The sequence below is a fragment of the Streptomyces sp. NRRL B-24085 genome (assembly GCF_001282115.1).
Classification (GTDB): Bacteria; Actinomycetota; Actinomycetes; order Streptomycetales; family Streptomycetaceae; genus Streptomyces.
Genome location: NZ_LJBR01000083.1, coordinates 21,812 through 40,261 on the forward strand (window position 1 = coordinate 21,812; position 18,450 = coordinate 40,261).

The 18,450-nt window shown below is 71.7% G+C and carries 16 protein-coding genes and 1 pseudogene; 13 read left to right on the forward strand and 4 right to left on the reverse strand.

Annotation, left to right across the window (positions count from 1 at the left end; all coding sequences use genetic code 11):
• Positions 1 to 113: 113 nt before the first annotated feature.
• Positions 114 to 1,274, reverse strand: a complete 1,161-nt coding sequence (gene rhaI / locus AOJ26_RS12240; RefSeq protein ID WP_053848280.1) for an L-rhamnose isomerase — start codon at positions 1,272 to 1,274, stop codon at positions 114 to 116.
• Between the two features lie 274 nt (positions 1,275 to 1,548).
• Between rhaI and AOJ26_RS12245 the strand changes: the two genes are divergently transcribed.
• The 11 genes and pseudogenes from AOJ26_RS12245 (at position 1,549) to AOJ26_RS43830 (ending at position 13,077) form a co-directional block, all read left to right on the forward strand.
• Positions 1,549 to 3,066: a sugar ABC transporter ATP-binding protein gene (locus AOJ26_RS12245; RefSeq protein ID WP_053848281.1), complete on the forward strand. Its 1,518-nt coding sequence runs from the start codon at positions 1,549 to 1,551 to the stop codon at positions 3,064 to 3,066.
• The gene (locus AOJ26_RS12250) at positions 3,063 to 4,103 is read left to right on the forward strand and encodes an ABC transporter permease (protein ID WP_053848282.1); all 1,041 of its coding nucleotides are present in this window, start codon (positions 3,063 to 3,065) and stop codon (positions 4,101 to 4,103) included. Before AOJ26_RS12245 ends, AOJ26_RS12250 begins: the two co-directional genes overlap by 4 nt.
• Positions 4,096 to 5,106, forward strand: coding sequence for an ABC transporter permease (locus AOJ26_RS12255; RefSeq protein ID WP_053848283.1), 1,011 nt, complete (start codon positions 4,096 to 4,098; stop codon positions 5,104 to 5,106). The genes AOJ26_RS12250 and AOJ26_RS12255 overlap by 8 nt, the downstream gene beginning before the upstream one ends.
• Positions 5,107 to 5,161: 55 nt before the next feature.
• Positions 5,162 to 6,241: a rhamnose ABC transporter substrate-binding protein gene (rhaS, locus tag AOJ26_RS12260; RefSeq protein WP_053848284.1), complete on the forward strand. Its 1,080-nt coding sequence runs from the start codon at positions 5,162 to 5,164 to the stop codon at positions 6,239 to 6,241.
• Between the two features lie 25 nt (positions 6,242 to 6,266).
• Positions 6,267 to 6,587, forward strand: coding sequence for an L-rhamnose mutarotase (locus tag AOJ26_RS12265; RefSeq protein ID WP_007386537.1), 321 nt, complete (start codon positions 6,267 to 6,269; stop codon positions 6,585 to 6,587).
• A gap of 42 nt (positions 6,588 to 6,629) precedes the next feature.
• On the forward strand, positions 6,630 to 8,054 hold the full coding sequence (locus AOJ26_RS12270) for a BNR repeat-containing protein (protein WP_053848285.1): 1,425 nt from the start codon (positions 6,630 to 6,632) through the stop codon (positions 8,052 to 8,054).
• Positions 8,055 to 8,135: 81 nt separating this feature from the next.
• Positions 8,136 to 9,161 (forward strand): LacI family DNA-binding transcriptional regulator, encoded by a 1,026-nt coding sequence (locus AOJ26_RS12275; RefSeq protein WP_053848286.1) that lies wholly within the window; start codon positions 8,136 to 8,138, stop codon positions 9,159 to 9,161.
• A gap of 103 nt (positions 9,162 to 9,264) precedes the next feature.
• Positions 9,265 to 10,566 (forward strand): alpha/beta fold hydrolase, encoded by a 1,302-nt coding sequence (locus AOJ26_RS12280; RefSeq protein ID WP_053848287.1) that lies wholly within the window; start codon positions 9,265 to 9,267, stop codon positions 10,564 to 10,566.
• A gap of 123 nt (positions 10,567 to 10,689) precedes the next feature.
• Complete coding sequence (locus AOJ26_RS12285) at positions 10,690 to 11,301, forward strand: FxLYD domain-containing protein (protein WP_053848288.1); 612 nt, start codon at positions 10,690 to 10,692, stop codon at positions 11,299 to 11,301.
• 126 nt (positions 11,302 to 11,427) lie between these two features.
• Positions 11,428 to 11,766, forward strand: a pseudogene (locus AOJ26_RS45060) (RNA polymerase subunit sigma-70); the annotation flags it as partial.
• A gap of 504 nt (positions 11,767 to 12,270) precedes the next feature.
• Positions 12,271 to 13,077: a pentapeptide repeat-containing protein gene (locus tag AOJ26_RS43830; RefSeq protein ID WP_373413173.1), complete on the forward strand. Its 807-nt coding sequence runs from the start codon at positions 12,271 to 12,273 to the stop codon at positions 13,075 to 13,077.
• Here the strand turns inward: AOJ26_RS43830 and AOJ26_RS12295 are convergent.
• On the reverse strand, positions 13,045 to 14,559 hold the full coding sequence (locus AOJ26_RS12295; protein ID WP_053848289.1) for a cytochrome P450: 1,515 nt from the start codon (positions 14,557 to 14,559) through the stop codon (positions 13,045 to 13,047). The two genes, AOJ26_RS43830 and AOJ26_RS12295, sit on opposite strands and share 33 nt — an antisense overlap.
• A 107-nt stretch (positions 14,560 to 14,666) precedes the next feature.
• Between AOJ26_RS12295 and AOJ26_RS12300 the strand changes: the two genes are divergently transcribed.
• Positions 14,667 to 15,275 carry a TetR/AcrR family transcriptional regulator gene (locus tag AOJ26_RS12300; protein WP_053848290.1) on the forward strand — a complete coding sequence of 203 codons (609 nt, stop codon included), beginning with the start codon at positions 14,667 to 14,669 and terminating at the stop codon, positions 15,273 to 15,275.
• Between the two features lie 88 nt (positions 15,276 to 15,363).
• On the forward strand, positions 15,364 to 16,089 hold the full coding sequence (locus AOJ26_RS12305; protein WP_053848291.1) for a DUF2470 domain-containing protein: 726 nt from the start codon (positions 15,364 to 15,366) through the stop codon (positions 16,087 to 16,089).
• On the opposite strand, the gene AOJ26_RS12310 is transcribed toward AOJ26_RS12305, so the two are convergent.
• Together AOJ26_RS12310 and AOJ26_RS12315 are read right to left on the reverse strand one after the other, a co-directional pair.
• Positions 16,057 to 17,301 (reverse strand): lactonase family protein, encoded by a 1,245-nt coding sequence (locus AOJ26_RS12310; protein ID WP_053848292.1) that lies wholly within the window; start codon positions 17,299 to 17,301, stop codon positions 16,057 to 16,059. The genes AOJ26_RS12305 and AOJ26_RS12310 overlap by 33 nt on opposite strands.
• Before the next feature lie 94 nt (positions 17,302 to 17,395).
• Entirely contained in the window at positions 17,396 to 18,421 is a 1,026-nt protein-coding gene (locus tag AOJ26_RS12315; RefSeq protein WP_053848293.1) for a hypothetical protein, read from the reverse strand.
• Positions 18,422 to 18,450 lie beyond the last annotated feature (29 nt).

Genomic DNA, 18,450 nt, shown 5'->3' on the forward strand with positions numbered 1-18,450 from the left:
TGAGATTGCTTCCCTAGGGGCGCGGGGCTGTGCTGCATATGCGGCTACCGCCGCGCGGGCGCGACCAGCCACAACGGACGCGCACCCCGCAGACGACAGATCCCGGCAGACGCTCACGCCCCCCAACCGGCCTGCTCCCCACCGACCCGTTCGGCCACGATCTTCTCGGCCCACCCGGACCGCTTGTACGCGGCGACGGGGTTCGCGTCGATCCCCATCTCCTCGCGCACCTCGGCGAGCAGCGGCCGCACATCCGTGTTGTACGCGTCCATCAGCACCGCGTTCGCCTCCAGCACATCCCCCTCGCGCTGAGCCGCCGCAAGGGCGTCCCGGTCGACCAGCAGCGCCTTAGCGGTCGCCTCCTGCACGTTCATCACCGACCGGATGATCGCCGGGATCTTCGCCTCGATGTTGTGGCACTGGTCGAGCATGAACGCCACCTCGGAGGTGAACCCGCCCCCGCGCACCACCTCGTACATGATCCGGAAGAGCTGGAAGGGATCGGCCGCCCCCACCATGAGGTCGTCGTCGGCGTAGAACCGCGAGTTGAAGTCGAACCCGCCGAGCTTCCCCTCCCGCAGCAGCGTGGCGACAATGAACTCGATGTTGGTGCCGGGCGCGTGGTGCCCGGTGTCGACGACCACCTGCGCCTTGGGCCCGAGCTTCAGACAGTGCGCGTACGCCGTGCCCCAGTCCGGCACGTCGGTCGAGTAGAAGGCCGGCTCGAAGAACTTGTACTCGAGCAGCATCCGCTGTCCGTCGCCCAGACGGTCGTACACCTCGGCGAGACCTTCGGCCAGCCGGTCCTGGCGGGCCCGCAGATCGTCCTGGCCGGGATAGTTCGTACCGTCGGCGAACCACAGCTTGAGGTCCTGGGAGCCGGTCGCGTCCATGATGTCGACGCACTCCAGCAGATGGTCGAGGGCCTTGCGGCGCACCGCGGCGTCCGGATGGCAGATGCTGCCCAGCTTGTAGTCGTCGTCCTGGAAGGTGTTGGAGTTGACGGCGCCCAGCTTCACGCCCCGCTCCTCGGCGAACTTCGCCAGCGCGGCGTAGTCCTCGACCTTGTCCCACGGGATGTGCAGGGCGACGGTCGGGGCCACCCCGGTGAACGCGTGCACCTGTGCCGCGTCCTCCAGCTTCTCCTGCGGGGTACGCGGTACGCCCTGCTGGGCGAACACCTTGAAGCGGGTTCCCGAGTTCCCGTACGCCCACGACGGCGTCTCGACGGCCTGGGTCTTGAGAGCGGCCTTCACCGCGGCGAGCTCGGTCACTTGAGGGCTCCTGTGACGTGGGGTCTTGAGGGCTTCCGAACAGCTTCACTGTGAAACGATTCAAGACGGGAAAGTATGGGGCCCCCGCAGGGGTGTCAACCCCTGCGACCAAGGCTGTTGCTCGTGACCCCCCTGTGACCTGAGTTCATCGAAAGTTTTTCGACACGAACCCATTGACGTGACATGCGCTCCATGCCTAACGTCCCGGCAACCAAGTTGAAACCTTTCACGACGCCGTGAGGGCCGTCCCGCCGGCGTCGTCGAGGAGCCCCCAATGACCCACCCGTCCACCACGGGTCCGGCCCCGGTTCTCGCGCTCAAGGACATCTCGAAGTCCTTCGGCGCGGTTCGCGCCCTGCGGGACGTCTCCCTGGAGCTGTTTCCCGGGGAGGTGCACGCCCTCGCCGGCGAGAACGGCGCGGGCAAGTCGACCCTCATCAAGACCCTCGCGGGAGTGCACCGGCCGGACTCCGGCCAGGTACTGCTCGACGGCGAGCCGGTCGTCTTCCACGGTCCCGGTGACGCCCGCGACGCCGGTATCGCCGTGATCTACCAGGAGCCCACGCTCTTCCCCGACCTGTCGATCGCCGAGAACATCTTCATGGGCCGCCAGCCCCGGCGCGCCCTCGGCCGGATCGACCACAAGGCCACCCACACCGCGACCCTGGCCCTGATGCAGCGCCTCGGCGTCGAGCTCGACCCCGACCGCCCGGCGCGCGGCCTGTCCATCGCCGACCAGCAGATCGTCGAAATCGCCAAGGCGCTGTCCTTCGAGGCCCGCGTCCTGATCATGGACGAGCCCACGGCCGCCCTCACCGGCAGCGAGGTGGCCCGCCTCTTCGGCGTCGTCAAGGCGCTCCGTGAGCAGGGTGCCGCGGTGCTGTTCATCTCGCACCGCCTGGAGGAGATCTTCCAGATCTGCCGGACGGTCACCACCCTGCGCGACGGTGCCTGGATCTCCAGCGAGCCGATCGAGGGCATGACCGAGGACGACCTGGTCCGCCGCATGGTCGGCCGGGACCTCGACGAGCTCTACCCCAAGCAGGACGTGCGCCCCGGCGAGGTCGCGCTCACGGTGCGCCGGCTGACCCGGGAGGGCGTCTTCACCGACGTCTCGTTCGAGGTCAGGCAGGGCGAGATCGTCGGTCTCGCGGGCCTCGTCGGAGCGGGCCGTACGGAAGTCGCGCGGGCGGTGTTCGGCATCGACCGCTGGGACGCCGGAGAGGTCACCGTGGGCGGGAAGGCGTTGGTCAACGGCGCGCCCTCGACGGCGATGGCCGCGGGCCTCGCTCTGGTCCCCGAGGACCGGCGCGCCCAGGGTCTCGTGATGGACATGTCCATCGAGCGCAACATCGGCCTCACCGGCCTGCGGACGACCGTCAGGGCCGGACTGATGGACCGCGGCGCCGAGCGCAGCCGTTCCCTCGACTGGGCCGTCAAGCTCCAGGTGAAGTACGCCCGGATCGCCGACACCGTCAACACGCTGTCGGGCGGCAACCAGCAGAAGGTCGTCCTCGCCAAGTGGCTGGCCACCGGACCCAAGGTGCTCATCGTCGACGAGCCGACCCGCGGCATCGACGTCGGCACCAAGGCCGAGGTGCACCGGCTGCTGAGCGAGCTGGCCGCCGACGGGGTGGCCGTCCTGATGATCTCCTCCGACCTGCCCGAGATCCTCGGCATGGCCGACCGCGTGCTGGTGATGCACGAGGGCCGCCTGACCGCCGAGATCCCGCGCTCCGACGCCACCGAGGAAACCGTGATGGCCGCAGCCACCGGGAGGGCCGCCGCATGACGGTGACCACCCCCAACGAGGCTCCCGTGACCGACATCCCCAAGTCCAGCGGCACCCGCCTGGTCGACCGCGTCTTCAAGATGCGGGAGCTGGCCATCCTGGTCGTCTTCCTGGTGATGATCGTCGTCACCCAGATCGGGAACAGCGACTTCCTCACCGAGCAGGGCATCAAGGACCTGCTGCTGAACGCCACGATCCTGGTGCTGGTCGCCACCGGCCAGTCGCTGGTCGTGATCACGAGGAACGTCGACCTCTCGGTCGGCTCCACCCTCGGCATCAGCGCCTTCGCCGCGGGCACCTACCTCCAGGGCGGCGGCAACCCCGTCGTGGCGATCGTGCTCGCCGTCCTGCTCGGCGTCGGCTTCGGCCTCCTCAACGGCCTGCTCGTCAGCCTCGGCCAGGTGCCCGCGCTCGTGGTCACCCTCGGCACGCTCTACATCATCCGGGGCATCGACTCCATCTGGGTCGGCTCCCGCCAGATCACCGCGGCCGACCTCCCCGACAGCTTCGTGAACTTCGGCTCCGGCGGCATCTCCGCGGTGCCCTGGCTGGCCCTGATCGCGCTGGCGGTGCTCGTCGCCACCGCCTACTACCTCAAGCACTTCGGCAGCGGACGCGAGCTGTACGCGCTCGGCTCCAACCCCGAGGCCGCCCGGCTCGCCGGCATCCCGGTGCGCAAGCGGATCCTGGCCGCGTACACCTTCTGCGGCGCCCTCGCCGGCCTCGCCGGAGCGATGTACCTGGCCCGGTTCGGCAACGTCGACTCCGGGACCGGCAACGGCTACGAACTCACCGTCGTCAGCGCGGTCGTGGTCGGCGGTGTCGTCTTCACCGGCGGCTCCGGCAGCGTCTACGGCGCGGCCCTCGGCGCCCTGCTGCTGACCTCCATCAACAGCGTGCTGCCCGCTCTCGGCGTCAGCTCGGTCTGGGTGCTCGCCATCAACGGCATCCTGCTCATCCTCGCCATCGCGGTCGACCGGGTCGTCGCGCTGCGCGTGGCCTCCGCCCTGAAGAAGAGGAACGCCCGCCATGCCTGACTCCCTCACGCGTGCCATCCGCTGGGACACGGTCGTCGGCGCGCTCCTGATCGTGGTCCTGCTGTTGTCCTTCGGCACGGTCGACGGCTTCGGCAACGCGCTCAACCTGTCGTTCCTGATCGGCAACACCCTGCCGATCGCGCTGATCGCGCTGCCCATGACCCTGCTCGTGGTCTCCGGCGAGATCGACCTCTCCGTCGCCTCCACGGCCGGCCTGTCCGGCGCGGTGATGGGCGCCCTGTGGAACCAGGGCCTGACCATCGAGGTGATCATCCCGATCTGCCTGCTGCTCGGCGTGGTCTGCGGGCTGGTCAACGGCCTGCTCGTCACCCGGCTCGGCCTGCCCTCGCTCGCCGTCACCATCGGCACCCTCGCCGCCTACCGGGGCATCGCACAGATCGTGCTCGGCTCCGACGCGGTGACCGACTTCCCGACCCAGTACCTGGACTTCGCGGCCGGGCGCATCGGGGACACCTTCATCCCACAGGCGTTCATCCCCTTCCTGGTTCTCCTCGCGATCGCGGTGGTCGTCCTGCACGCCACGCCGTTCGGGCGGTCGGTGTTCGCGACCGGCGCCAGCGAGGAGGCGGCGCGGTTCGCCGGCATCCGGGTCAAGCGCCAGAAGCTGATCCTGTTCACGGTGACGGGCCTGATGGCCTCCCTCACCGGCATCTTCTGGGCACTGCACTACGCCAGCGCCCGCTACGACAACGCCACGGGGCTCGAACTCTCCGTCGTGGCGGCCGTGTTGCTCGGTGGCATCGACTTCGACGGCGGCAAGGGCACGCTCGGCGGCGCGATCGCGGGAGTCTTCCTGCTCGGCGCGCTGCAGAACGTGATGAGCCTCCAGGACGTCTCCGCCCAGTCGCAGATCGTCGTCACCGGCGTTCTTCTCGTCCTCTCCGTGCTCGGCCCGCGGGTCGCACGGCAGATCTCGGTTGCGAGGGCCGGCCGCCGAGCCGCCTCGACACCGGCGTCCAAGGCGCCCACCCCGGCCGCATAGGCCCAGGGCGCTCAGGAAACCTCGTATCCGCTCACCCTCGTAAGGAAGATCCGTCATGCGCAAGTCATCCCTCCGCCGTTCCTGCGCGGCCCTCGCCGCCGGCACCTCCCTCGCTCTCGCGCTCACCGCGTGCGGCGGCACCACCAAGAAGGACGTGCAGGACGAGGGCGCCTCGGCGGCCTCCACCGCCAAGGCCGACCCGAACGCGGCCACCAAGAAGGGCCTGACCGTCGGGTTCCTGCCCAAGCAGGTCAACAACCCGTACTTCACCTCCGCCGACAAGGGCGGCGAGAAGGCGCTGACCGAACTGGGCAGCAAGTACAAGGAGGTCGGTCCCTCCAGCGCCACCGACACCGCCGGGCAGGTCTCCTACGTCAACACGCTCACCCAGCAGCAGGTGAACGCGATGGCCGTGTCCGCGCAGGACCCCGGCGCCCTGTGCACCGCCCTCAAGCAGGCCATGAAGAACGACATCAAGGTCGTCACCTACGACTCCGACACCAAGCCGGAGTGCCGCAACGCCTTCGTCTCGCAGGCCTCCGCCGAGGACCTGGGCCGTACCGAGGTGCAGCTGCTCGCCGAGCAGATCGGCTACAAGGGCGAGATCGCGATCCTGTCCGCCGCCCAGACGGCGACGAACCAGAACACCTGGATCGACTTCATGAAGGACGAGCTGAAGGACCCGAAGTACAAGAACGTCAAGCTCGTCAAGGTCGCGTACGGCAACGACGACGCCCAGCAGTCCTTCCAGCAGACCCAGGGCCTGCTCCAGGAGTACCCGAACCTGAAGGGGATCATCTCCCCGACCACCGTCGGCATCAAGGCCGCCGCCCAGTACCTGTCCGGCTCCAAGTACAAGGGCAAGGTCAAGCTGACCGGCCTCGGCACCCCCAACGACATGCGCAAGTACGTCAAGAACGGCACCGTCGAGGCGTTCGAGCTGTGGGACCCGTCGAAGCTCGGCGCGCTGGCCGCCCAGACCGCGGTCGCCCTGGTCTCCGGCCAGATCACCGGCAAGGAGGGCGAGACCTTCAAGGCCGGCGACACCACGTACACCATCGGCAAGGACGGCGTGATCAACCTCGGCAAGCCGACCGTGTTCGACGCCAAGAACATCGACCAGTTCAACTTCTGATCTCCCCCTGAAGGAGCGGTACTTCATGCAGCGCGTCTGTTTCCTCCTCAAGGTCCGTGAGGACCGGATCGCCGAGTACCGCGAACGCCACGCCGCCGTGTGGCCCGAGATGCTCGAAGCGCTCTCGGCCACCGGCTGGCACAACTACTCGCTCTTCCTGCGCGACGACGGCCTGCTCGTCGGCTACCTGGAGACCGAGGACTTCGAGGCCGCCAAAGCAGGGATGGAAGCCACCGAGGTCAACGCACGCTGGCAGGCCGAGATGGGTGAGTTCTTCGAGTCCCTCGACGGAGCCCGCCCCGACGAGGCGATGAAACCGCTCACCGAGGTGTTCCACCTCGCCTGACCCCTCCCCGTAGAGCCTCACCAGGACCGCAGGAGCCGCTCCATGAGAAGACGCACGCTGCTCGCAGGTGCCATCGTGTCCGCCATGTCCACCTCCGTGCTCACCGGCGGAACCGCCCGCGCCGCCGACCCCGGTCCGTCCGTCACCCGGACCGGCACCACCACGCTCGACAGCCAGGCCGTCTTCTTCGTCTCCTACGACGGCCTGGTGAACAACAACTCGTTCCAGAAGAACGGCCTGCTGACCTACAAGGGCTACCAGTACGCCGTCTGGTACACCGCCGACAAGAACGCCGTCGTCGGCCGCCGCGTCCTCGGCGGCAGCACCTGGTCCACCGTCCAGGTCGGGCACACCCTCAAGGCGAGCGACTCCCACAACGTCATCTCCATGGGCGTCTCCAAGGTGGACGGCCGCCTCCACCTCAACATGGACTCGCACAGCGATGGCTTCACCTACGTCAAGTCGGTGGCGGGCCTCATGGACAACCCGTCCGGGCTGAGCTGGACCGCCGCCCGCTTCGGCGCACCCCAGGCCACCCTGGACGGCCTCGCCCTCACCTCGCAGTTCACCTACCCGCAGTTCGTCTCCACCCCGGACGGCAAGCTCCAGCTCAGCTACCGGGCCGGGATATCCGGCAACGGCCGCAACGCGCTGGCGGAGTACGACGGTTCCACCTGGACCAACCTCGGGGAGTGGTCCAGCTCGACGGGCACCTACACCAGCGAGCACGGCTCCTCCACGGCCCGCAACATGTACCTGCACGGCATCGACTACGACCGGAACGGCCGGCTGCACGCGTTCTTCACCTGGCGCGAGCAGAACGGCGCCGTCATGTGCAGCAGCGGCGGCATCACCAACCACGACACCGGCTACGTCTACTCCGACGACCGCGGACGCACCTGGCGCACCAACGCCGGCACCGTCGTCGGCACCACCGGCGGCTCCGACAAGGTCGCCGTCACGGACTCCGGCCTGGTGATCGACGCGCTGAACCCGGACCATTCCCTGATGAACCAGGAGAGCCAGTTCACGGACTCCGCCGGCCTGCCGCACGCGATCATCAGCTACGTCCCCGGCCGCTTCGGCCAGTGCACCACGAACTACGTCGCGGACCGCACTGCCAACGGCCGCGCCTTCCACGTCCGCAAGAACTCCTCCGGCGCCTGGCAGAAGACCGAGATCCCGGTCGTGCTCGGCTCCAGCCAGCGCACCAAGCTGCTCCTGGACAAGTACGACAACGCCTACGCGGTCTTCCCGTTCGGCCGGATCGCCGCCGCCTCGAAGTCCTCCGGGTACACCGACTGGAAGATCCTCTTCGACGGCAGCGGGCTCAACGCCTTCGGCGAGGTCGTCATCGACGAGACGCGGATCGCCCAGGACAACGTGCTGTCGTTCATGTACCAGGAGAAGTCGAGCGGTACGACCCCCTCCGCGCTGCACGTCGTCGACTTCGCGTTGCCCGCCTGACCGTGACCGGTGTGGGGGCGGCTCGACGATAATGTGAAGGTCGTCCCGCCGCCCCTCGTCTCCCCTGGAGGTCCCTGCCCGATGGCCCAGTCGGTGGGTATCAAGGACGTCGCCCGTGCCGCCGGAGTCTCCGTCGGCACGGTCTCGAACGTCATCAATCGTCCGGACTCCGTCGCGACCGAGACCCGGGCGCGCGTCCAGTCCGCGATAGACCGGCTCGGCTATGTCCGCAGCGAGTCCGCCCGCCAACTGCGCGCGGGCCGCAGCCGGATCATGGGTCTGCTCGTCCTCGACATGGGCAACCCCTTCTTCGTCGACGTCGCGCGCGGCGCCGAGCGGGCGGCCCGCGAGGACGGCCTCGGCGTCATGGTCTGCAACAGCGCCCAGAGCGCGAGCGAGGAGGCGGAGTACCTGTCCCTCTTCGCCGAGCAGCGGGTGCGCGGTGTCCTGCTCACCCCGACCGACGCCTCCGGCCGCAACATCGACTCCTTCCGCCGCCACGGCATCCCCTTCGTCCTCGTCGACCGGGTCGCCGAGGGCACCACCGAGTGCTCGGTCTCCGTCGACGACGTCGCGGGCGGCGCGCTGGCCGTGCGCCACCTCGTGGACGCGGGGCACCGCTCCATCGCGTACGTCAGCGGGCCGCCCGGACTCAACCAGGTCCGCGACCGCCGCACCGGCGCCCTGAACGCGCTCGCCGAGGCGGGCCTGGGCCCCGAGAACCTGCGCGAGCTGCCCACCGAACGGCTCGACGTGGCCGCGGGCCGGGACGCCGGCGCCCGCCTGCTGGGCCTCGCGGACCGCCCGACCGCCGTGTTCTGCGCCAACGACCTGCTCGCCCTCGGCGTCCTCCAGGCCATGTACGCGGCGGGGGTCACGGTCCCCGACGACCTCGCCATCGTCGGCTACGACGACATCGAGTTCGCCGCCGCGGCGGCCGTCCCGCTCACCTCGGTCCGGCAGCCCGCCGTCACGATGGGCGCCCTGGCCGCCGAGCTGCTCCTGGAGGAGACGGAGGCGGAGACCACCGGCAAGCGGCACGAACACCGCAGGGTGGTGCTCCAGCCCGAACTGGTGGTGCGGCGCTCCAGCCTGGCGGCGCGCTGACCGGCGATTCAGTAAGATTTCATGATCGAAGGGGTCCGGAGGCGGACGAACATGTGCTGAACTGGGACGCGCCCTGAAGAATCCGTCCGTCCCGGGAGCCCTGTTGACCGCGACCTACCGCCAGCCAGGCATCGTCCTCACCGACCGCCGCTTCACCGTCCCCCTCGACCACGACGACCCGGCCGGGGAGACGATCGAGCTCTTCGCCCGCGAGGCCGTGGCGAGCGACCGGGTGGGCCAGAACCTGCCGTGGCTGGTCTACCTCCAGGGCGGTCCCGGTTTCGGGGCCAACCGCTTCGTCGGCAAGGGAGCCTGGTTCGGCCGGGCCCTGAAGGAGTACCGCGTCCTCCTGCTCGACCAGCGCGGCACCGGCCACTCCACCCCGGCCAACCGCCAGACGCTCCCGCTGCGCGGCGGCCCCGCCGCACAGGCCGACTACCTGGCCCGCTTCCGCGCCGACTCCATCGTCCGCGACTGCGAGGCGATCCGCACCGAGGTCACCGGCGGCGCCCCCTGGACCGTCCTCGGCCAGAGCTTCGGCGGGTTCTGCGCGACCACCTACCTCTCGTTCGCCCCCGAGGGCCTCGCCGGGGCCCTCATCACCGGCGGCCTGCCCTCCCTCGACGCCCACGCCGACGACGTCTACCGGGCCGCCTACCCGCGCATCGAGCGCAAGGTCGCCGCGCACTACGCCCGCTACCCGCAGGACGTCGAGCGGGCCCGCCGTATCGCCGACCACCTGCTGACCCACGAGGTGACCCTGCCCAACGGCTACCGGCTGACCGTCGAGGCCTTCCAGTCGCTCGGCATCCTCCTCGGCGGCGGCGAGGGCAGCCACCGGCTCCACTTCCTCCTGGAGCACGCCTTCGTCCCCACACCGCACGGCCCCGAGCTCTCCGACGCCTTCCAGGAAGAGGTCCAGGGTCTCCTCTCGTACGCGTCCCACCCGCTGTACGCCCTCGTCCACGAGGCCGCCTACGGCCAGGACGAGCGGCCCACCGCCTGGGCGGCCGAACGGGTGCGCGCCGAGTTCCCGCAGTTCGACGCGGCCAAGTCGCTCGCCGGGGACGAGCCGTTGCTGTTCACGGGGGAGACCATCCATCCGTGGCTGTTCGACTGCGACCCGGCCCTGCGGCCGCTGCGCGAGACGGCCGAGCTCCTCGCCGCCCGCACCGACTGGCGGCCCCTGTACGACGCGGCCCGTCTCGCGGCCAACGAGGTCCCGGTCGCCGCCGCCGTCTACCACGACGACATGTACGTCGACACGGCCCACTCCCTGGAGACCGCCCGTGCGATCCGTGGACTGCGCACCTGGGTGACGGACGAGTTCGAGCACGACGGCGTCCGCGCGGGCGGGCCCCGCGTCCTGGACCGGCTGCTCGCCCTCGCCCGCGACGAGATCTGACGCCGCGGACCCGGGCGGTGGCCGGCGCGGCGGCCACCGGGTGACGACATGCCTCGCTCTCGATTCCGGCATAAGGTTCATTTCGGCCGAGAGTCGATGCCGGAGCCGAGAGGACGTCAGCCGATGAGCACACCGTCACCCCACGGACGGTCCCGGATCGCGGCCCTCGCCGTGGCCCTGGCCGTCGCGAGCACGCTCACGCTGACGGCGTGCGGCAGCGACGACGACTCCGGCGGCACGTCGGTCTCCGCCGAACGGCCCACGGCCCCGGACACCGCCTCCTTCTCCGGCAACGCGGCCTCCGCGCTGGCGTCCGCCGAGGCCTCGGCACGGGCGAAGGCCTCCGAACGGGCCGCGTCCGCCTCCGCGGCCGCCTCCTCCTTCGAGGCCTCCGTCTCCGCCGAGACGGAACGCACCAACAGGGCCGCCCGGACCGAGCTCGCCAAGGTCGACGGGCAGGGCAACGCCATGTCCGAGGTCACCATGACCGGCAAGCCGCGCTCCGAGACCGGCGGCCTGCTCGCCGTCGTCGTCACCATCACCAACAAGTCCGGCGCGACGGCCTCCTACGCCGTGCAGGTCGACTTCCTCGACTCCGACGGCAAGGTGGTGGAGACCCGGTACGTCGGCGCCGAGGACCTGAAGGCGGGGGAGAAGGCGCAGCCCCTCGCCGTCAGCCGCAAGCCCCCTGAGCCGGTGCTCACACCCAAGCTGGCGAAGGCCCAGCGTTACTGACCCACGCCGTGCATCATGTGATCGTCTCGCTTTCACGGACGACACGGGGGTGGCGTGAACGGAACGGAACTGCTCGCGGAGCGCTTCCAGGAGCACCGTGGGCGCCTCAGGGCGGTGGCCTACCGCATGCTCGGTTCACTGCGTGACGCGGAGGACGCGGTCCAGGAGACCTGGCTCAGGCTGAGCCGCGGCGCCGGGGACGGGATCCCGGAACCGGGCGGCCGGCTCACCGCTGTCGTCGCCGGGGTCTGCCTCGACCGGCTGGGCTCCCGTGCCGCCCGTCCCGCGGAGGTCTTCGTCCCGGACCCCGTGATCGGATCCCTGGCTCCGGCCGACCCGGAACAGGAGGTCCTGTACGCGGCCGCGACCGGGCTCGCGCTGCTGGTGGCGCTGGAGGAGCTGGAGCCCGCCGAGCGCCTCGCGTTCGTCCTGCACGACATGTTCGCCGTGCCCTTCGACGACATCGCGCCGATCGTGGCCCGCACTCCGGCCGCCGCCCGTCGGCTCGCCGGGCGTGCCCGGCGCCTGGTGCGGGAGGCCGCTCCCGCCGCGGAGACCGACCCGGGCCGGCAGCGCGAGGCGGTCGATGCGTTCCTGGCGGCCGCCAGGGCGGGGGACCGGGACGCCGTGGTCGCCGTGCTCCACCCCGACGCGGTGCTGCGCGCCGACTCCGGGACACCGGCCGACACGGTCCGCGGCGCGCGGGCGGTGGCCGAACAGGCCCTTTCAAGCTCCGGCAGTTCGCCGACTGCACCCGGCTCGCGCTGGTCAACGGCGAGGTCGGGATCGTCAACCTGCCCGAGGGCCGCCCGTCGGCGGTCGCGGGCGTCACCGTCGCCGCAGGACGGATCATCGCCCTGCACGTCCTCGCCGACCCCGCCCGGCTCGCCCGGCTCGCCCTGCCGGGCACCGACCGCTGACCCGGACGGTCACGGGCGGGCCGTAGGCTGGGCGGCGATGCAAGAACAAATGATCGACCTGCGCGGCGACTGCGAGCGGTGCTTCGGACTGTGCTGTGTCGCCCTGCCCTTCGCCGCCTCCGCGGACTTCGCCCGTGACAAGCCGGCCGGCAAGCCCTGCCCGAACCTCGGGGACGACCACCGGTGCGGCATCCACGCCAGGCTGCGCACCGAGGGCTACACCGGATGCACGGTCTACGACTGCTTCGGCGCCGGGCAGAAGGTCTCCCAGGTCACCTTCGGCGGCCGGGACTGGCGTGACGGCCCGCGCGCGGACGCCCGCCGGATGTTCGACGTCTTCCCGGTCGTGCGCCAGCTGCACGAACTGCTCTGGTACCTCGCCGAGGCGCTCACCCTGCCCGCCGCCCGCCCCGTCCACGCCGATCTGCGCCGCATGCTGGAGCGGACCGAGGCGCTCACCCGGGGCAGCGCCGAGGAGCTCACCGCACTGGACGTCCCCGCGCACCGGCAGGAGGTCAACCTCCTTCTGCTGCGCACGAGTGAGCTGGTGCGGGCGGGGGTCGGCGGCAGGAAGAAGAAGGACCGCCGGGGCGCCGACCTGATGGGCGCCCGTCTTCAGGGCGCCGACCTGCGCGGGGCCAGTCTGCGCGGCGCCTACCTCATCGCGGCCGACCTCACCGGCGCCGACCTGCGCGGCGCGGATCTGATCGGCGCGGACCTGCGGGACGCCGATCTGACGGACGCGGACCTGACCGGGGCGTTCTTCCTCACCCAGCCGCAGCTCAACGCGGCCCGGGGCGGCGCCGGCACCCGGCTGCCGCGGTCAGTCACCCGCCCGGTGCACTGGGCAGCGTGACTCCGCGGCGGCGGCCTCGTCGGGGACCGGCACGGGCGCGGGAGTGGCGCCACCGGCCGGGCGGCGGTCCAGGTGCAGCCGCAGCCCCTCCGGCATCAGCGTGAGCCGCTCGGTGACGCTGAGCCGGTAGCCGGGGTCGGCCCGCAGCTCGTAGCGGCGCAGCAGCAGACCGAGCACCAGCGTGGCCTCGTGGAGCGCGAACTGTCGCCCGATGCACGCCCGCGCCCCGGTGCCGAACGGCTTGAAGGCGTGCGGGGGCCGGGCCCGTACGGCCTTGGGGTCGAAGCGGTCCGGGTCGAAGTCCTCGGCGTCGGCGCCCCACACCTCGGGGTCGCGCTGGAGCATCGGCGTGAGCACCAGCGTCCACGCCCCGCGCCGCATCGGGTGCTGCCCGGCCAGCACGGTGTCCTCGACGGCCTCCCGGGCGAACGCGGGTGCCGTCGGCCACAGCCGCAGCGATTCGTCCAGCACCCGGCGCACGTACCGCAGTTTGGCGACCTGGTCGTAGCCCGGCGCCCGGGCCCCGCCCCAGACGCGGTCCACCTCGGCACGCGCGCGTGCTGCCACCTCGGGGTGGCGGGAGAGGTAGTGCAGGGCGAAGGAGAGCGCGCCCGACGTGGTCTCGTGGCCGGCCACGAGGAAGGTGATGACCTGCCGGCGGACGTTCTCCGGCGACAGCCGCTCCCCGGTCTCGGGGTGGGCCGTCTCCAGCATCCGGTCCAGCAGGTCACCGTCCCCGCTCGTCTCGCGCCGGGCCCGGACCAGGTCGTCGACCATGCGGTTGAGGTAGGCGATGTCCTGCGCGTTGCGCCGCGCGGCACGCCGTAGCAGGGCGGGGAACGGTACGGAGTTGAGCCGCTGGGCGTAGGTCAGGGTGCCCACCATCGCGGTGACGAAGGGGTGTGGCCGGTCCCGTTCGAAGGAGCCGAAGTCGTGCCCGAACCCGGTGCGCGCGATGGTCTCCAGGGTCAGCTTCGTCATGTCCCCGGGCACGTCCACCGACCGGCCCGCCGCCTGCTCACGGTCCCAGTGGTCCGTCAGCCGGGCGGCCACGGCCAGCATCATCGGGTGGTAGGCCGCCATCGCCTCCCGGCTGAAGCCCGGGGCCAGCACGTCGTGCGCCAGCTGCCAGTTGGGCTCGTGGTTGTACGCGGTGAACAGCCCGTCCCCGGCGACCGGGCGCAGATTGGCCACCCCGAGGCCCACGTGCTTGGCGAAGCGCGACTCGTCCGCCAGGTCCGCCACCAGATCGGCGCCCCAGGTGAACACGAACTCCCTGTTGAAGGCCCGGCGCCGGTAGATCGGCCCCAACTGGCGGGCGAAGCCCAGCGAGTCCTGGAGCGGCGTGGCCCGGTTGACGCCCAGCACGTCGCCGAGGAGGGGGATCCGGCGCGGGGGATGCGGAATGCGGTGCAGCTCGGGCCAGCCCAGCTCGGCGCTGCGGAATCCCGTCGGCCGCGTGGCCGTCGTCGTCTCCGCCATGACGAGATCTCCCTTGGTCCAGCGGCAGTTGAGCGCGTTGTACGTGGGTTCAATAGCGCGGTTCAGTCTCGTCCCCTTGTTGAACCGGCGTCAAGTAAAGTGCGGGCATGGCCGGGAAGCAGGGCGGGCGCACGCGCCGCAGGCTCAGCACCGGGGAGCGCCGGGAGCAGCTCCTGTCGGTGGGGGCGAGGCTGTTCTCGGAGAGCCCGTACGACGACGTGTGGATCGAGCAGGTCGCCGAGATCGCCGGTGTCTCGCGGGGGCTGCTCTACCACTACTTCCCGACGAAGCGGGACTTCTTCGCTGCGGTCGTCGAGCGCGAGAGCGAGCGGATGCTGGCCATGACCGCGGCCGTGCCCGGCGTCCCGGTGCGCGCGCAGCTCACGGCGGGCCTGGATACGTATCTGGAGTACGTCCACGCGCACGCCCACGGCTTCCGCGCCTTCCACCGCGCCGACGCCGCCGGCGACCAGGCCGTGCGCCGGGTCTACCAGCGGGCGCTGGCCGCGCAGGAGCGGCAGATCCTGGCGGCGCTGGCCGCCGACCCCGAGTTCGGCCCGGCGGCGCAGGAACGCCCCGACCTCCGGCTGGCCGTGCGCGGCTGGCTGGCCTTCACCACGGCCGTGTGCCTGGAGTGGCTGCGCGGTGCGGACCTCTCCCGCGAGCAGGTGCGCGACCTGTGCGCACGGGCCCTGCTCGGCGTCCTTCAGCCCTGACGCGAATTCCTACGTCCGTCACACGTTCCCGGTTGGCTTCGTCGCCGATCTTCGCTAAGTTAGGCAAGCCTTACCTTAGGAGGAATGGATGGGTGACAGTCAGACCTGGACGGCCGCGCCTTCCGCGGCGGAACACGCCCGGTCGGTCCTCGCCGCCTCGTGGTCCTGCGCGGTGACCGCCGAGGGCGGCCGCGAGGAGTTCGTCGGCGCCCACAGCGTCACCGCGGACGGACGGGTGACGCTGGCCGTGCCCGAGGACAGCACCCTGCTCACGGCCGCGATCTGCGCGCCCCGCGGCGAGCCGTCCGCCGTCCTGGAGTTCGCCGACGTGGCGCCCGTCCCCGTGCGCAGCCGGATCCGGGCCCGGCTGTGGATCGCCGGCCGGTTCGTCCCCGGGGACGGCCGACTGGAGTTCGAGGCCACGCGCGTGGTGCTGCGCCGGCCGTCCGGCGCGGTGGTCGTCGACCTCGACGAGTTCGCCGCCGCCGCGCCCGACCCGCTCGCCACGGCCGAGGCCGGGCTGCTCACCCACCTCGCCGACTGCCACCCCGACGCGATCGAGCGGCTCACGCGGCTCGTGGACCACGGCAGCCTGCACGGCGCGGTCCGCGTCCAGCCCCTCGCCGTCGACCGGCACGGACTGACCCTGCGCATCGAGCGCGCCCGCGCCCACGGCGACGTACGCCTGCCCTTCCACGCGCCGGCCGACGACGTGGCGGGGCTGACAGAGCGCATGCACGTGCTGCTGACCCAGGCGAGCGCGGCCGCCTGCCCGCGGGCCCTACAGCGGCAGCGCACAGACGGCGACGGGTGAGGCGAACGGCTTGCCCGCGAGCCGCAGACCACCGTCGGCCGCGTCCACGTGGAACACGCTGACGGTGCCGGACCTCTGGTTGGCCGCGAAGAGCAGCCTGCCGTCCGGGGAGAAGGCGATCTGCCGCGGGAAGTCACCCTGCACGGGCACGGTGTCGAGCAGCCGCAGCCGGGCACCGTCCGCCTCCACCGCGTACCGCGTCAGGCTGTTGTGGCCCCGGTTGGCGAGATAGGCGTACGAGCCGTTAGCGGTGACCAGGAGCTGCGCCGGGTAGTTGGTGCCCGACCCCGTCCCCGTGGACTGCGGCGCCCCGACGGACAGCCGGCCGGAGCCGCGGTCGTAGGCGCAGACCGCCACCGTGTTGTCGGCCTCGTTGGCCAGGTAGGCGTACCGGCCGCCGGGGTGGAAGGTGAGGTGACGCGGTCCGGCACCGGCCCGGGTGCGGGCCCGGGAGACCTCCGTGAGGGCACCGGTCCGTTCGTTCAGGCGGTAGCTGTAGACGGTGTCCTTGCCCAGGTCGACGGCGAGCACATGGCCGCCGTCGGGAGCGGTGAGGAACTGGTGCGCGTGCGGGCCCTCCTGGCCGGGACCCGGAGCCGGACTGGAGTGCGTGACCAGGTCCCTGAGCTCGCCGAGCGCTCCCGAGGAGTCGATCGGGTGCACCGCCACACTGCCGGAGCCGTAGTTGGCGCTGAGCAGCCAGCGCCCGCCCGGATGCACCGACAGATGACACGGCCCCGCCCCGCCGGTGCTCCGGCTCCCCAGGACCTTGCGGTCGGACAGGCGTACGGCGGTCACGGCACCGGCCTCCTGCTCGGCCACCGCGTACAGGGTGCGGCCGTCCGGGTGCGGGGCGAGGTACGACGGGTTGGTGACGCCGGTGATGGTGCCGGTCCCGGTGATCCGGCCGCTCCCGGCGTCGTAGGCGGCGACGCCGATGCCGGTGCCGCCGCCCTCGCCGGAGGTGTAGGTGCCGAGGTAGAGCGGGCTGGGTCCCTTCCGGGCCGGTACGGACGACGTCCTCGCGGGGCTCGGCGAGGCGGCCCCGGGGGAACCGGCGGCCCGCGAGGGCGCCGGGGCCGACGACCGTCCTGGCGGCGTCGAGGCCGACGACGGTCCGGACGACGTCGAGCAGCCGACGAGCCCCGCGCCCGCTCCCGCCAGAGCGCCGACGAACCGGCGCCTGTTCCAGCCGCCGTTCGCACTGCTCATCCCTGCGCACCCCGGGTGATCGACCGTCTCGGACCTGGACAGCCACCTTCACCCGGACCGGCGGGCCGGTGCAACCCGAGCCGCCGGCCGTCCGCTACCAGTCGCCGTCCTCGACCGGCTTGCCCGGCGCGTCCCCCAGCGGCTTCACCTGGCCCGGCGCGGGCGGCTGCCAGGGCTCGTGGTCGTCGCCGAGCCAGTCGCCCACCGGTTTCACGCCCTCCAGCGTGTCCGTCGGGGCGAGATCCTCCGCGTCCTGGTCGTAGTAGTCGAACCAGGGCAGGCCCGCCCTGGTGTAGGCCGCGCGGTCCACGGGCGACGGCGGGGGAGCCTCGCCGGTGATGCGGCGCCACTCGGGCGGTGTCACCAGGTGCACGAAGACCCGCCCGGCCGGGGTGCCCGCCCAGTCCGACAGCGGCCGCTCGTCCCGGTAGACCTCCTGGCGCATGGAACCGCCGACGCCCAGCCCCATCGCCGGCGCGCCGCGGGGCGCCGCTCCAGGAGCGGGCGGCGCGGCCATCGCCGCCATGGGCACGGCCGCCCCGTACGCCATGCCCGGCCCGCTCGCCGAGCGCAGCCGCTCCTGCGCCTGGCGCCACTGCGCCAGCCGCTCCTCCACCAGCGGGAAGGCCTGGAGCTGTACGCCGCCCCAGACCTCCTCGCCGGTGACCTGCCCCTCGACGGTGGCGCCCAGCCCGAGGGGCACCGCGACGAACTGGCGGACCGTCCCCTTGCCGGAGTTGATGCCGTCCAGCCACGGCTGCCGGGGCAGGACCACGTAGTTCTGCGGGTCACGGGTGAGCCGGTCGCTCCACGGCTTGCCGGAGACCGCGCACACCTTGCCCACCCCGACCTGAAGGGCGGCGGGTTCGGTGGTGCCCCCGAAGCTCAGCCACATCGCCTCCCGCTGGTACACCGGCAGCATCACGCCGCCCCGGGCCCGCCACTGCTCCGGCACGGTGTCCGGGTAGTCGGAGATGCGGCGCACCGGGAACTCGCCGAGCCCCGGAGGCAGCGGATGCGTGCCCGTCTCGGGCAGCCGCAGGGTGCGGACGAACCGCACCGCCGCACCGCCCGGCAGCCGCAGTGTGTTCCCGTCGATCCGCACGCTCGTGCCGGTCATCGCTCCGCCCCCTGGGTTGGTCCCGTTGT

Excerpts from the sequence above, each read along its gene's own strand:
- AOJ26_RS12245 (WP_053848281.1), top strand. The coding sequence starts at position 1,549 with ATGACCCACCCGTCCACCACGGGTCCGGCCCCGGTTCTCGCGCTCAAG.
- AOJ26_RS12250 (WP_053848282.1), top strand. The coding sequence starts at position 3,063 with ATGACGGTGACCACCCCCAACGAGGCTCCCGTGACCGACATCCCCAAG.
- AOJ26_RS12255 (WP_053848283.1), top strand. The coding sequence starts at position 4,096 with ATGCCTGACTCCCTCACGCGTGCCATCCGCTGGGACACGGTCGTCGGC.
- rhaS (WP_053848284.1), top strand. The coding sequence starts at position 5,162 with ATGCGCAAGTCATCCCTCCGCCGTTCCTGCGCGGCCCTCGCCGCCGGC.
- AOJ26_RS12265 (WP_007386537.1), top strand. The coding sequence starts at position 6,267 with ATGCAGCGCGTCTGTTTCCTCCTCAAGGTCCGTGAGGACCGGATCGCC.
- AOJ26_RS12270 (WP_053848285.1), top strand. The coding sequence starts at position 6,630 with ATGAGAAGACGCACGCTGCTCGCAGGTGCCATCGTGTCCGCCATGTCC.
- AOJ26_RS12275 (WP_053848286.1), top strand. The coding sequence starts at position 8,136 with ATGGCCCAGTCGGTGGGTATCAAGGACGTCGCCCGTGCCGCCGGAGTC.
- AOJ26_RS12285 (WP_053848288.1), top strand. The coding sequence starts at position 10,690 with ATGAGCACACCGTCACCCCACGGACGGTCCCGGATCGCGGCCCTCGCC.
- AOJ26_RS43830 (WP_373413173.1), top strand. The coding sequence starts at position 12,271 with ATGATCGACCTGCGCGGCGACTGCGAGCGGTGCTTCGGACTGTGCTGT.
- AOJ26_RS12295 (WP_053848289.1), bottom strand. The coding sequence starts at position 14,559 with ATGGCGGAGACGACGACGGCCACGCGGCCGACGGGATTCCGCAGCGCC.
- AOJ26_RS12300 (WP_053848290.1), top strand. The coding sequence starts at position 14,667 with ATGGCCGGGAAGCAGGGCGGGCGCACGCGCCGCAGGCTCAGCACCGGG.
- AOJ26_RS12305 (WP_053848291.1), top strand. The coding sequence starts at position 15,364 with ATGGGTGACAGTCAGACCTGGACGGCCGCGCCTTCCGCGGCGGAACAC.
- AOJ26_RS12310 (WP_053848292.1), bottom strand. The coding sequence starts at position 17,301 with ATGAGCAGTGCGAACGGCGGCTGGAACAGGCGCCGGTTCGTCGGCGCT.
- AOJ26_RS12315 (WP_053848293.1), bottom strand. The coding sequence starts at position 18,421 with ATGACCGGCACGAGCGTGCGGATCGACGGGAACACACTGCGGCTGCCG.